Origin of the sequence: Brucella haematophila (assembly GCF_005938105.1) — a bacterium.
Lineage (GTDB): Bacteria > Pseudomonadota > Alphaproteobacteria > Rhizobiales > Rhizobiaceae > Brucella > Brucella haematophila.
In genome coordinates, this window is record NZ_VCPE01000005.1 from 186,369 (window position 1) to 199,880 (window position 13,512).

Consider the following 13,512-nt stretch of genomic DNA (forward strand, 5'->3'; position numbering starts at 1 on the left):
AGGGAGGGGGCCATGAAAACCCCTTATAAAATAGCCTCTGTTTTGCTCTGCGGAGCGCTTGTCTCCACTGCCGTTTACGCTGCGAGCGGCGTTTCCGGTGCGACAGTGGATACGCGCAACCTGTTCCACGACAAGCGCCCGGTCATCACGCCGAACTCGATCAAACCCGGCGCTTACGATCCGCACGGGGATTACACAAACGATCCCAATTCGAAGATCGAACATCTGTTCTTGCCATGGGAAGATGTGGACCTGACGAGCCTCGCCCAGGCGGATTCCTATGCGCGTGAACGCGGTCGCGAGTTGCTGATCACCATCGAACCCTGGTCATGGGCGCGTGACTGGCGCGTTGCGCCGGATGCGCTTTTGAGCGGCATCGAGAATGGTCGCTACGATTCCAATATGGGCGCCGTCTGTTCGGCAGCGTCGAAACTGAAAAGCCCGGTGACCATTCGCTGGGCACAGGAAATGGACGACAAGTCGGGACAGTTCACATGGTCCTACTGGTCGCCGCAGGGATATATTGCCGCTTACCAGCATGTGGTCAAGGTTTGTAAAAAGACTTTGCCAAACGCCAAATATATGTGGTCGCCAAAGGGGGAAGAGGGGCTTCAGGCCTATTATCCCGGTGATGCCTTCGTGGACGTGATTGGCCTTTCAGTGTTCGGCTACGAGCCTTACGACAAGCTGGAGGTTGGACGCCCCACGAGTTTCGTCGAACGCGCGAAGCCCGGATACGACCGGGTCGTGGCCTTCAACAAGCCGATCGTTATCGCGGAACTTGGTTACGAAGGCAGCGACGATTATGTCCGGGCATGGGCCGCAGAGGCCAACAAGCCTCAGCCCGAATTCCCGGCGCTGACTGCTGTCGTTTATTTCAACGACCGCGAAGTTTATCCTTGGCCAAGGGGTGTCGGACGGCCTGACTGGCGCGTTGCGAACCATCCTTTGGATTAAACTGAACGTCTAACCCCGACCGTTAAACGATTGGACAGGAAAGCAAAATGTTTTCGATCCGTTTCACAGCCGTGAGTGCGGCGCTGTCCGTACTCCTCGTGGCAGGTGTCGCTGAAGCTGCACCGAAGCCAAAAGCAGATGACGCAACGGCCAAGCTGGCCGCTGCAGCAACACCAATGTCTGCACAGGCGCTTGAGGCGATCTATGCCGGCAAGACATGGAAATGGAAGGATGGCGGCGGCTTTTTCTCTGCCGACCGGCACAAACTGGCGGCCTGGTCCCAGAAGGGCAAAGCCTGGTCCTATGGCGAAGGACGCTGGTACACGACTGACGGCGGCAAGCTCTGCATGCAGGCTTACTGGCGCAATAAATCCGGTGGCGGCGGCGGAGATACAAGCTGCTTCCTGCACCGCGAGAAGGCAGGCGTGATCTACCAGAAGCGCTCCCTTGGCGGCGACTGGTACATATTCCGGAACAACCCTCCGAAACCGACGGATGAAGCACAAAAGCTCGTGCGGGGCGATCTGGTCAGCAAGGGGCTGATGCGGATTAAAGCGTCAGCCAAATAAATCCCGGGCGGGGAAACCGGCTCGCCGACTTCGTGCTTTAGGAGTGCATGAGCGGAGTTGGCGGGCTGGTGGTCTTCAGAAGCCGACATTTGCATCCTTGAACATCAAGGGATGTAAATGTCGGCCCCGGATCACGGTCATAATTAGTCACGCATGAAGCAGCGGGACTTTTGACCAAAGCCGCTCGGCGTGCAGACATAGGGAGTGGCGCCGAAATATTGCGAAGCCGAGACTTTAACAACCTTGCCCATCGGGTTTTTGTTGTATCGGACTTCGTTATTAACGCGATATTTCACGAGATAAACCGACCGCGTGTCATTCTTCGGCTTGTGGCTGTCTTTTGCCTGCGCAGTTGCTGACAGGCACAAAGAAGCTGCGAGACCGATTGCCGCCGTTGCCACCCATTTTACGCTTTCACGGCGTACAGCATTGAAAAATACATTGTTCATGCGACTGCCTCCTGTTGGTTATTTTGGAGGTGTTTTAGCAAGCGCGATTTAACATTCCTGCCGGAAATTCCGGACAATTTTCACTAAATGGGATGCAGTCGCATATATCCCATGAAAGGCTCGCGCCTGTCTACTGTTAGCTTGTGCTAATGTACTAATGGCGTTGGGTGTTTGGTGAAAACGGTCTCTTACTAATTGGATTTGCTTGTATTTTCGAATTTCCGAGTAATGCCGGATCGACATTTTAAAAGAGACTGCCAGAGGCAAGTTTTTCGCGTCTTTATACATGAAACTAATTTAATCTTCCGACGGCGAATTCGATTTATTTAATTTTTTCTAATGTTATTATCTAAGCATAAAGTCTAATACCGAAATGCATCGCTTGGGATGAGCGGTGAAATCAGGGAATTTCCGTGACGTCCGACAATGACAAGACCGGGCAAGATTTTGAATCTGAATTTGTAGAGCGTCGGCAATCAGTGCGCACGCCGGTTTCTCCGCTGGGTGAGGTTGCTGGTAGTTCTAACCTGTTGGAACCGCTGGTTTTTACGACGGAGGGTTCTGAACCATCCGACCAGTTTTCCGCCTGGCAACTGCATATGGCACCCTTGCTGGACTTGCGCCTGCCTGATGGAATTCGCTCCAGCGATGGCTTTATAGCGTCCCAGACTGTGTGGGATTTGGGCGGTATGCTTCTCATCCAGCAGACTGCACCGGCATTCAGTTACGAACGACCGAAGGAAAAGGTTCGTTTTAGCACTATTGATCACTGGCTGATCAGTTTCCTGCGCAGCGGTCATAGCTGGACAGGTGTTGACGGTCGGGTTGCCGAAAACGAGCCGGGAATGATCGATGTGCGCTCGCTCGGCTATCCGTTTCGGGGGCGGGCGATTGCTACGGAATCTGTTTCGCTGATCATTCCTGTCGATCAGTTTGCCGGTCGCGGCGGCATGCCTGAAGCCAGCAATAATGTCACTTTGGGCGGCTATCGCGCGAAATTGCTGATCGATTTCGTTACAAGCCTTGAGAATGGTCTCAGCCGCGCCACTCATGAAGACTTGCCGGGTTTGCGGGACAGTCTGCGGCAGATCATATTTGATACGATCGCGCCTCTCGTAAAGCAAATCGATGTGAGTGAGCAGATTTCCCAATTTGGTTTGATGACCAAGGCGAGGCGGTTCATCCAGAAAAATCTCATGTCGCGGGATTTGACCCCGGAAGCTCTGAGCCGTGAGCTGGCAGTTTCACGCACACATCTTTACCAGCTCTTTGAAGGATCCGGCGGCGTTCTGAATTACATTCGGCAAAGACGTCTCTTTGCAGCCCATGCCATGTTGGCCGATGCATCTGAGAATAGAAAAGTCGCGGATGTTGCACTGGCTTTCGGTTTTGATTCCGCTGCCAATTTCACGCGGGCATTCACGCAGCAGTTCGGCTATAGCCCGAGCAGTGTGCGCAAAGCCTCTTCAAGAACTGATGCGGTCGCGGATTCGCAGCAGGATCAGAGCCAGCCGGTGACGTTTGAAACATTGTTACGAACGCTTGCCATGTTCGATGCATGACGAGAACACCGGTCGGAAGGGCAGACATGTAAGAAAAAGGCGCCAGTGGCGCCTTGTGTTTTATGAGCTGATCAATCGCCCAAGCCATATCAGTATACAGGCGCCGACAAAGCCTGAGATCAGATAGCCAATCCAGCCACCGAAAGAAACGCCCAGCAGCCCGAATAGAAAGCTCGCCACTGCGGCGCCGATGATGCCCAGAATGATATTCATGAATATGCCGGTGTTGCTGTTCATGAAATTGGAAGCAATCCAGCCAGCGAGACCACCAATGATGATGGCAGCAATCCAGCCCACGCCTGCACCGCTCATTTGATCCACTCCTTTAATCCAGGCTCGGCGAGTACCTATTGGTTGTGCCAAACCTTGAAACATGTCTTCCAAAGTTGGGACCGAGAAGCGGACCCGCAAAAGAAACGAACATGTGTGACAACAGGTTCCCAAAACGTCTGCGCTTTACGCCACACCTCAAGAAATCGGATCGATCGTTCGAACTTTCGACAGACGCCTGGAACATCTGCTTATCTTTCGGGATAAACTTCTCGTTCCAAGCGTCTGTTTATAAACGTATTATGGGGCCATAAGTTCCCTTATGACCGCATAATATTAGAGACCGGCAGGCACAATGCCGCCATTGTCCTTGAGCTTCTGAATGACCTGCTTGTGCAGCCAGACATTCATCGTCGCAGAATCGCTCGTATCGCCGGTATAGCCGAGTTCCTTGGCAAGCTCCTTGCGGTGCTCAAGGCTGCTGTCGAGGCCAAGCGCCTTCATCAGATCGACGATTGACGATTTCCAGTTGAGCTTCTGACCGCTTTTCGCCACCGCTGCATCGAGAACAGCGCTGACATCAACTGCGCCCGTAGCAGCAGGTGCTGACGAAGAAGGAGCTGCAGTCGGGGAAGGAGCTGCCGCTGTCGTCTGGCTCGGTTCGGCGGTTGCGGTCGTTTCCGCAGCAGGTGTCGCTGCTTGTGCCTGACCCCAGATGGCGCCCTTGATCTTGTCGAAAATGCCCATGTCGAACTCCAGTTGTAAAACAGGTGGCCCGACCTCGGATTTGTCTGATCACACGCGGTCGGACACTTCAATCAGCCAAAGGACTGGATGACTGTGCCGAACAGAATGCATTATTTTGCAAATGGTTCCAGACAATATTGCATGTCAGCTATCGATTACTGCATTTATGTCTGTATATCTTTATTAAGTTGAATGGTCTTCAGCTTGAAATATAGGGTGTTCGCTCGGTCTGGTGAATATAGTAATGCTCGATAGCAACATCCGGTAGGTCCGACAGATAAAACGATTGTCTGTCCGTTGCTTTTGATGTTCCTTCGCCAGACAAGCTTGTGCCCGTACTGCTCTTTATTGGAACGGCAACCGACAGGCCATAGAGAATGGCGCCCCAGATGACGAAGGGTGAGGCGGCGATAAGTACGAATATGTACTGAGCTGTTTCCATGTTCCAGATTTTGAAGTCTTCGCCAGGATACGTCAAAGAAAAGACAACCTCTCAGGCCTTGTCAGGCGCTTTGATTTCCCAATTTTGACTGGAAATAGGGGAATAAACGTTCGGCCTTCCGGTCGTGGCGTTTCCCCTAGTGCTGACACGCGCGATACGTGTGCTGTTGATTTTCAACAATCTCCGAAAACAAACGTTGCATTTTCGCCACAATGCGTTGCATAGATGCAACGCTATTGGGTATCATGGTTAATATGAACGCAGCGAATCTGACCACCGATATGGATAAGACGGAACAATCGTCGCGCAAGGGCGAGGGGCGCAGGCTTCTTGCATTGCCTGGCATCATCACTGTTGTTTCGGCGCTTGTGACGGCGTCCATTTCGTTTGCGATTCTGATCGGCATCACGCCCATCACGCCTGATCGCACCGTCACGCTGGCGTTGGTCATTATCAATGTCGCGTTGATTTTGTTCCTGATTTTGCTGATTTGCCGTGAGGTCTATCGCATCGTCACAGCACGGCGGTCAGGTAAGGCGGCGTCGCGGCTACATGTCCGTATCGTGGCGTTGTTCTCTTTGATTGCAGCAGTTCCGGCGATTGTGGTGGCGATTGTCGCGTCGGTAACGCTCAATCTCGGTCTCGACCGCTGGTTCGACACCAATACGCGCGATATCGTGAATTCGTCGCAAAGCCTGACCACGGCCTATATTCGCGAGACGGCACTCAATCTGCAAAGCACGTCTTACTCGATGCTGCAGGATCTGGATGCGCAGCGCACGCTTTATAGTCTCGACCGGGGCGGCTTCATTGAATTGCTGACCTTGCAGACGCGGGGACGCGGGCTGCTTGGCGCATTTCTCGTGCGCCAAAACGGTTCCATCGTGGTGAAAAGCGGCACAGGGCTGGAACCGCGCCTGCCGCCGCCGACCGAAGATGCACTGAAAACGGCGACCGACGGCAAGCCCGTCATCATCCCGCCCGGCAACAGTAATTTCGTTGGCGCGATCATCAAGATGCGCGAAATTCCGGACGTGTTTCTATACACGGTGCGGGCCGTCGACCCGCAGATTCTCGATGCAATGCGTCTGATGGAAGCCAATACGCAGCGCTATCAGGAGATGGATGCAAACCGCATTCCAACACAGATTGCTTTTGCACTTCTATATTTCGGCCTGACGCTGATCGTTCTTCTGTCTGCAATCTGGACCGGTATCGCGGTAGCGGATCGTCTGGTGCGGCCGATCCGCCTGCTGATCGGTGCAGCCGATGATGTGACTGCTGGCGATCTCGACGTTTCCGTTCCTGTCCGCTCGTCCGATGGTGACGTCGGTGCTCTGTCTGGCACTTTCAACAACATGGTTGCGGAGCTGAAGAGCCAGCGCAACGAGTTGATTTCCGCCAAGGATCAGATCGACGAGCGCCGCCGCTTTTCGGAAGCCGTGCTTTCGGGTGTGACGGCTGGCGTGATCGGCATTGAAACCGATGGGTCGATCTCGATTCTCAATCGTTCGGCAGAACATATGTTCGGCGTTACATCGCAGGATGCGGTGGGCAAAAGCCTGAGCAGCATTGCGCCGGAAATCGGTCAGGCGTTTGAAGTTGCGCGAACTGCGGACAAGACGATGCATCGCGAGCAGGTGAGCATGACGCGCAACGGCGTGGCACGCACATTCAACGTGCAGGTCACGGTCGAAGATATTGAATCGGAAGATCATTCTTATGTCGTGACGGTGGATGACATTACTGATCTCGTGCAGGCGCAACGCACCTCGGCATGGGCCGATGTCGCACGGCGCATCGCGCATGAAATCAAGAATCCGCTGACCCCGATCCAGCTTTCGGCTGAACGCATTCGCCGTCGCTATGGCAAGGTGATCACCGAAGATCGGGAAGTCTTCGATCAGTGCACCGACACTATCATCCGCCAGGTTGGCGATATTGGCCGCATGGTGGATGAATTCTCCGCCTTTGCGCGTATGCCGAAGCCGGAAATGCGACAGATGGATATGCGCGAAGCCTTGCGTGAAGCGTCCTTCCTGATCGAAGTCAGCCGCAGTGACATCAAGTTCGAAAATAATTTCGGGCCGGAAAAGCTGACTGGTTCTTTTGACAGCCGTCTGATCGGTCAGGCTTTCGGTAATGTCATCAAGAATGCGAGCGAAGCGATTGATGCCGTTGCCAAGGAAGATCGCGGCGAAGGGCATATTCTTATTCATTCGTACAAGGCTGACGGGAATTTGATTGTCGATGTGATCGACAATGGCAAGGGCTTGCCGGGTGACGACCGTCAGAAGCTGCTTGAGCCTTATATGACCACGCGTGAAAAGGGTACGGGGCTCGGCCTCGCCATCGTTCGCAAGATCGTCGAGGATCACGGCGGACATCTCGAATTGCATGACGCGCCAGCGGATTTCCACGGAGGTCGTGGCGCAATGATACGGATGGTCTTTCCCGATATGCAGGCCGGTGTAACCGAGGCTGCCAACGGAAATGACGACACAAAGATAGCTGGACAGGTGAATTGATATGGCAGCCGATATTCTTGTAGTTGATGACGAAGCGGATATCCGGGAGCTCGTAGCTGGTATTCTCAGCGATGAGGGTCATGAAACCCGCACCGCATTTGATGCGGATAGCGCGCTGGCAGCCATTGGCGATCGTGTGCCGCGGCTGGTGTTTCTGGACATCTGGCTCCAGGGCAGCCGACTTGACGGTCTGGCTCTGCTGGATGAAATCAAGAAGTTGCATCCCGATCTGCCGGTGGTCATGATTTCCGGTCATGGCAATATCGAGACGGCGGTTTCCGCCATCCGGCGCGGTGCTTATGATTTCATCGAAAAGCCGTTCAAGGCGGATCGTTTGATCCTCGTCGCCGAGCGCGCTCTGGAAACCTCCAAGCTGAAGCGCGAAGTATCCAATTTGCGCAAGCGGTCTGGCGAAAGCATGGAGCTGATTGGCGCATCACTGGCCATGAGCCAGTTGCGGCAGACCATCGAGCGTGTTGCGCCCACCAACAGCCGCATTATGATTACGGGCCCTTCAGGAGCAGGCAAGGAACTTGCGGCCCGTGCCATTCATGCCCAATCGACCCGTGCTAACGGACCATTTGTGACTGTGAATGCGGCGACGATCACGCCGGAGCGCATGGAGATCGAACTTTTCGGCACGGAAATGGACGGTGGCGAGCGCAAAGTCGGTGCTTTGGAAGAAGCGCATGGCGGCATTCTCTATCTCGATGAAGTTGCCGACATGCCGCGCGAAACCCAGAACAAGATTCTGCGCGTGCTGGTCGATCAGCAGTTCGAGCGTGTCGGCGGCACGAAACGCGTCAAGGTTGATGTGCGCATCATTTCCTCCACGGCGCAGAACCTTGAAGGGATGATTGCCGAAGGCACATTCCGTGAAGACCTTTTCCACCGCCTGTCGGTTGTGCCGGTTCAGGTTCCGCCTCTTGCAGCGCGCCGCGAGGATATCCCGTCGCTTGTCGAGTATTTCATGACCCAGATTGCCGGGCAGGCAGGTATCAAGCCACGCAAGATCGGTGCGGATGCCATGGCCGTGCTTCAGGCCCATAGCTGGCCAGGCAATATTCGTCAGCTGCGCAACAATGTGGAACGCCTGATGATTCTGGCGCGTGGCGACGATGCGGATGCGCCGGTAACGGCTGATCTGCTGCCTGCCGAAATTGGTGATACGCTGCCGCGCGCGCCGACAGAATCGGACCAACACATCATGGCTCTGCCGCTGCGTGAAGCGCGCGAGCGCTTTGAAAAGGAATATCTGATCGCCCAGATCAATCGTTTTGGCGGCAATATTTCGCGCACTGCGGAATTTGTCGGCATGGAACGCTCGGCCTTGCATCGTAAATTGAAATCACTCGGCGTATAAGCGTTTAGTAATTCTACAAGCGGAGCAGCCATGCGGGTGATCGTATGCGGAGCGGGGCAGGTCGGCTATGGTATAGCCGAACGACTGGCCGCCGAGGAAAACGACGTTTCTGTCATCGATACGTCGGCACGTCACATCGAAATCGTGCGCGATACGCTGGATGTGCGCGGATTCGTTGGTCATGGGTCGCAGCCGGACGTGCTGGCTGCCGCTGGCGCCGACGAAGCGGACATGATCATCGCCGTTACGCTGTCCGACGAAGTGAACATGGTCGCCTGTCAGGTTGCGCATTCGGTGTTCAATGTGCCGACGAAGATTGCGCGTATCCGCGCCCAGTCCTATCTCAAGGCGGAATATCAGGACCTGTTTCTTCGCGAAAACCTGCCGATTGATGTGATCATTTCTCCAGAACTGGAAGTGGGCGAGGTGGTGCTGCGCCGCATCGCCTTGCAAGGCGCGACGGATGTTTTGCGCTTTGCCGACGATCGCGTCATCGGCCTTGCCATTGAATGTCTCGAAGAATGTCCGGTCATCAACACGCCGCTCAAACAATTGACCGACCTGTTTCCCGATCTGGCGGCAACAGTCGTCGGGGTTGTGCGCAATGAAAACCTGTTCATTCCACGCTCGTCCGATGAGCTGAATGCGGGCGATCTGGCCTATGTGGTCACAACGCGCGAGCAGGTCCGCCGAACGCTGTCGCTGTTCGGGCATGAAAAGCCGGAGGCACGTCGCATTGTCATAGCGGGCGGCGGTAATATCGGGCTTTATGTTGCCAAGGCTATTGAAGACCGGAAATGGCAGACCCGCGTGAAGATGATCGAAAGCGACCATGAGCGCGCTTTCACGATTGCCGATCAGCTGAAGCGGACCATGGTGCTGCATGGCAGCGCGCTGGATCAGGCCTTGCTGCAAGAAGCCGATATTCAGGACGCCGATCTGATGGTGGCGCTCACCAATCAGGATCAGGTGAATATTCTCTCCAGCATCATGGCAAAACGCCTTGGCTGCAAAAGCAATATGGCGCTGCTCAATACGGTCGCTTATCAGGATTTCACCCACATGGTGGGCATCGACGCCTATATCAATCCGAAGGCGGTGACGGTTTCCAAAATCCTCCAGCATGTGCGCCGAGGCCGTATCCGTGCGGTCTATAGCGTCTATCGCGATATGGCCGAAATCATCGAAGCCGAAGCCCTGGAAACGTCGTCGCTTGTCGGCGCACCGTTGCGGGATCTGGATTTGCCCGTCGGATTGCGAATCGGTGCGATTTACAGGGACGGGCAGGTTATCCGCCCCAATGGCGATGTTCGTATCAAGCCGAAGGACCGGGTGGTGATTTTCGCCACGGCTGAGGCCGTCAAACATGTGGAACAAATGTTCCGTGTCAGCCTCGAATTTTTTTAACAGTAGAAATCTGGTATAGTTAATTAATTATGAGTGATATAAGCCGGCACGGTTTAATCCGTGGGGGCATATATGGATATTTGTACCTTTTGGTACGGACCTCGCTTACGTGAAGTCGATCAGATTTGTCTGGCGTCAATGGTCATGACGGGCCAGCGCGTAAAGCTGTTTGCCTATGCGCCGATAGAAAATGTTCCTGCTGGTGTAGAGCTGCATGACGCCAACGCGATCTTGCCGGAACGCGCGTTCAATCGGCTTGATCCCGGCTATCCGACGTTTCGGTCGTCGCGAACCATTGTCCAGTTCAGCGATATTTTCCGCATCATGCTGATGAAACACCAGCAGGGTGTGTGGCTCGATACGGATGTGTTCCTCCTGAAGCAGTTCCATCCCGATCCGGAGAAGCCCTATCTTGCACACGAAAACCGATACCGCGTGGGGGTGTCGGCGCTCTATTTTCCGCATGATCATCCGATCATCGGCGAGTTCGAAGCCTATATGTCTGCGACCTATCCTTTGCCGCGGTGGCTCGGATTTCGGCGCGGAAAGTTGCGGCCGCTCTATTACCGGGCGATTGGCAAGGAAGTGACGCCTGCCTCCATCGGTATAACCGTGTTCGGCAATGACGGCATTTCGCGGCTTGCGCGCAAATACGGGATTTTTAAACACGCGGCGCCACGTGAGAATTTCTACTATTGGGTCGGCAAGGATGCGACGCGCATCTACGATCCGGCCTATGGGCTTGAGCCTCTCGATCACCCGGACTTCATCGGCTTCCATATCCATAAAAAACACAAGGCTGTTGTTTCATTACAACCCGGCAGTTTTTACATGTGGATGAGGGATCAGGTGAAACCTTTGCTTGAACGCAATGATAATATTGAGCTTTCCAAGACAAGCTGATCACGCAACGCTAACCTTGCTACCAATAATTGACACGTGTTCAACAAAATTGTCGGTTGCGCAAAGATTCCCATCCTGTTAACCGAAGCTTGAGGGCGAAGCAGTTGTCTTTCCACAGCAATTGCAGTTCTGTATCGGCACCTCTCGTTCCGGTGCTTGATTTATGCAAATGCGCATGCTCGTCTACAGCATTCCCCGCAAACGTGTTTAACGGTTTTGCGCTGGGAAATGCGACAAGGAATAACGGCATTTCCAGCAAACGTGTTTAACGGTTTTGCTGATCGAGAAATGCATGAAAACAAAGAGATAGGGCGGGTCCACCGCTTTCACGTATCGCGAACAGGCTGCTGATCGATTAAAGGAATAAAAACAATGGCTGAACGATCGCAAAATCTTCAAGACCTTTTTCTGAACTCCGTACGCAAACAGAAGATCTCCCTGACGATTTTTCTGATCAACGGCGTAAAACTGACCGGTATTGTGACGTCTTTCGACAATTTCTGTGTGCTGCTGCGCCGCGATGGTCATTCGCAGCTTGTCTATAAGCACGCAATTTCGACGATCATGCCGAGCCAGCCGGTTCAGATGTTCGAAGGCGAGGAAGCCTGACGCTTTCCGAATTCCATTCGGGTGTAGCGGCTTCGTCCATCGAGGTCGCGTCGCCCTGATGTATTGTTAGGCGATTATTCCGGGTTCCAGTCATGGGGCCCGGATATATTTGCTTTAACGTCCGGGGCGTCTTCTATTTGAAACACGCATAGCGGCGACCTATTTGTGCTTGATGATGGAGCGCAATGTCTCTGCACTCCCCGGAGAATATTTATTTGTCCAAATTCAAGGATAAAAACGCGTCGTCCTTCGACGCGCATAAAGACGATGCAAACAAAGGCTACGGCCTTTCCGAACAAGAACCGACCAGAGCTGCCGTCGTCGTTCCCATTTTACCGGAACGCTATAATGCCAACGGTTCGGGCGAAGATGGTGCACGCACGCAGTTTCAGCGCTCCAGTGAAGCGCGTTTGGAAGAAGCTGTCGGTCTGGCGCGCGCCATTGATCTTGAAATCATTCATGCCGAAGTCGCGGTTATTGCCAATCCGCGACCCGCAACTTTGCTTGGCGCAGGCAAGGTTGAAGCCATTGCCGATACGGTCAAGGAAAATGACATCGGGCTGGTCATTGTCGATCATGCTCTGACGCCGGTACAGCAGCGCAATCTCGAAAAGGAATGGAACGTTAAGGTCATCGACCGCACGGGCCTGATTCTTGAGATTTTTGGTGAGCGCGCACGTACCAAGGAAGGTGCGTTGCAGGTCGAACTGGCGCATCTGAATTATCAGAAGGGCCGTCTGGTTCGCAGCTGGACCCACTTGGAACGCCAGCGCGGCGGCGGCGGCTTCCTCGGTGGTCCGGGTGAAACCCAGATCGAAGCCGACCGTCGTCTGTTGCAGGACAAGATTCTGAAGATCAAGCGCGAGCTTGAAACAGTTGTTCGCACGCGCACGCTGCATCGCCAGAAGCGACGCAAGGTGCCGCATCCGATTGTTGCGCTTGTCGGCTATACCAATGCTGGTAAATCTACGCTGTTCAACCGTATGACCGGTGCCGAGGTGCTGGCTGAAGATATGCTCTTCGCCACGCTGGATCCGACGCTCCGTCGCATTCGTCTGCCCCATGGCGAGACGGTCATCCTGTCCGACACGGTGGGCTTCATTTCCAATCTGCCGCACCATTTGGTGGCCGCTTTCCGCGCCACGCTGGAAGAAGTGGTGGAAGCCGATCTCATTTTGCACGTGCGCGATATTTCCGATCCGGATAACGCCGCGCAGGCTGAAGATGTCGAGAACATTCTGGCCGGGCTCGGTATCGAGTCGCAGGATCGCAAGCGCGTCGTGGAAATCTGGAACAAGATCGACAATCTCGACGAGAGCGGCCGTGAGGCAGCATTGCGTCTGGCCGCTGCCGGTGGCGATGAAGGCCGCCCGATACCCCTGTCAGCCATCACAGGCGAGGGCGTTGATCGCTTGCTTAGTCTGATCGAAACACGGATAGCGGGCGTGCTTGGCGCTATCGATATCGTTCTTTCGCCTTTCGAGTTGCACATACTGAACTGGATCTACGAACACGGCAGTGAAGTGCAGCGCGAAGACCTGGAAGACGGTTCGGTGCGGGTGAAGGCGCGTCTCACGGAAGTGGCGCGCCGGACGCTCGACGACAAGCGGGGCATCAAGCCGGAGAAGCCGGAAAACGACTGGGATTAGTCATGATTCCGTGAGGAACCGAGCACCACTTGCGGAACAGGGGCGCAACGCCCTATG

13 protein-coding genes are annotated in these 13,512 nt (G+C 54.4%); 9 read left to right on the plus strand and 4 right to left on the minus strand.

Features of this window, described 5'->3' with window-relative positions:
- The first annotated feature begins 12 nt into the window (after positions 1 to 12).
- Positions 13 to 957 carry a glycoside hydrolase family 26 protein gene (locus FGI60_RS10300; RefSeq protein ID WP_138785092.1) on the plus strand — a complete coding sequence of 315 codons (945 nt, stop codon included), beginning with the start codon at positions 13 to 15 and terminating at the stop codon, positions 955 to 957.
- Between the two features lie 47 nt (positions 958 to 1,004).
- Positions 1,005 to 1,526, plus strand: coding sequence for a DUF995 domain-containing protein (locus tag FGI60_RS10305; protein WP_138785093.1), 522 nt, complete (start codon positions 1,005 to 1,007; stop codon positions 1,524 to 1,526).
- Between the two features lie 143 nt (positions 1,527 to 1,669).
- Here the strand turns inward: FGI60_RS10305 and FGI60_RS10310 are convergent, their stop codons facing one another.
- A complete protein-coding gene (locus FGI60_RS10310) occupies positions 1,670 to 1,975 on the minus strand; it encodes a hypothetical protein (protein ID WP_138785094.1) in 306 nt (101 codons plus the stop codon).
- Positions 1,976 to 2,388: 413 nt separating this feature from the next.
- Here FGI60_RS10310 and FGI60_RS10315 point away from each other — a divergent pair, with 413 nt between their 5' ends.
- Positions 2,389 to 3,537, plus strand: coding sequence for a helix-turn-helix domain-containing protein (locus FGI60_RS10315; protein ID WP_138785095.1), 1,149 nt, complete (start codon positions 2,389 to 2,391; stop codon positions 3,535 to 3,537).
- A gap of 60 nt (positions 3,538 to 3,597) precedes the next feature.
- Here the strand turns inward: FGI60_RS10315 and FGI60_RS10320 are convergent, their stop codons facing one another.
- The 3 genes from FGI60_RS10320 to FGI60_RS10330 all read right to left on the minus strand — a co-directional run bounded on the left by FGI60_RS10320 (position 3,598) and on the right by FGI60_RS10330 (position 4,996).
- Positions 3,598 to 3,849, minus strand: a complete 252-nt coding sequence (locus FGI60_RS10320; protein ID WP_138785096.1) for a GlsB/YeaQ/YmgE family stress response membrane protein — start codon at positions 3,847 to 3,849, stop codon at positions 3,598 to 3,600.
- A gap of 294 nt (positions 3,850 to 4,143) precedes the next feature.
- Positions 4,144 to 4,554, minus strand: a complete 411-nt coding sequence (locus tag FGI60_RS10325; RefSeq protein ID WP_138785097.1) for a DUF3597 domain-containing protein — start codon at positions 4,552 to 4,554, stop codon at positions 4,144 to 4,146.
- 199 nt (positions 4,555 to 4,753) lie between these two features.
- Positions 4,754 to 4,996: a hypothetical protein gene (locus tag FGI60_RS10330; protein ID WP_138785098.1), complete on the minus strand. Its 243-nt coding sequence runs from the start codon at positions 4,994 to 4,996 to the stop codon at positions 4,754 to 4,756.
- 212 nt (positions 4,997 to 5,208) lie between these two features.
- Between FGI60_RS10330 and FGI60_RS10335 the strand changes: the two genes are divergently transcribed.
- The 6 genes from FGI60_RS10335 to hflX all read left to right on the plus strand — a co-directional run bounded on the left by FGI60_RS10335 (position 5,209) and on the right by hflX (position 13,455).
- On the plus strand, positions 5,209 to 7,524 hold the full coding sequence (locus FGI60_RS10335) for a sensor histidine kinase NtrY-like (protein WP_138785099.1): 2,316 nt from the start codon (positions 5,209 to 5,211) through the stop codon (positions 7,522 to 7,524).
- A gap of 1 nt (position 7,525) precedes the next feature.
- Complete coding sequence (gene ntrX / locus FGI60_RS10340) at positions 7,526 to 8,887, plus strand: nitrogen assimilation response regulator NtrX (RefSeq protein WP_078338593.1); 1,362 nt, start codon at positions 7,526 to 7,528, stop codon at positions 8,885 to 8,887.
- Between the two features lie 30 nt (positions 8,888 to 8,917).
- Complete coding sequence (gene trkA / locus FGI60_RS10345) at positions 8,918 to 10,294, plus strand: Trk system potassium transporter TrkA (RefSeq protein WP_078338594.1); 1,377 nt, start codon at positions 8,918 to 8,920, stop codon at positions 10,292 to 10,294.
- Between the two features lie 72 nt (positions 10,295 to 10,366).
- Entirely contained in the window at positions 10,367 to 11,197 is an 831-nt protein-coding gene (locus tag FGI60_RS10350) for a glycosyltransferase family 32 protein (RefSeq protein ID WP_138785100.1), read from the plus strand.
- Positions 11,198 to 11,569: 372 nt separating this feature from the next.
- Complete coding sequence (hfq, locus tag FGI60_RS10355; protein WP_002964239.1) at positions 11,570 to 11,806, plus strand: RNA chaperone Hfq; 237 nt, start codon at positions 11,570 to 11,572, stop codon at positions 11,804 to 11,806.
- A 215-nt stretch (positions 11,807 to 12,021) separates the two neighbouring features.
- Positions 12,022 to 13,455: a GTPase HflX gene (gene hflX, locus FGI60_RS10360; RefSeq protein WP_235889782.1), complete on the plus strand. Its 1,434-nt coding sequence runs from the start codon at positions 12,022 to 12,024 to the stop codon at positions 13,453 to 13,455.
- The last annotated feature ends 57 nt before the right edge of the window (positions 13,456 to 13,512 follow it).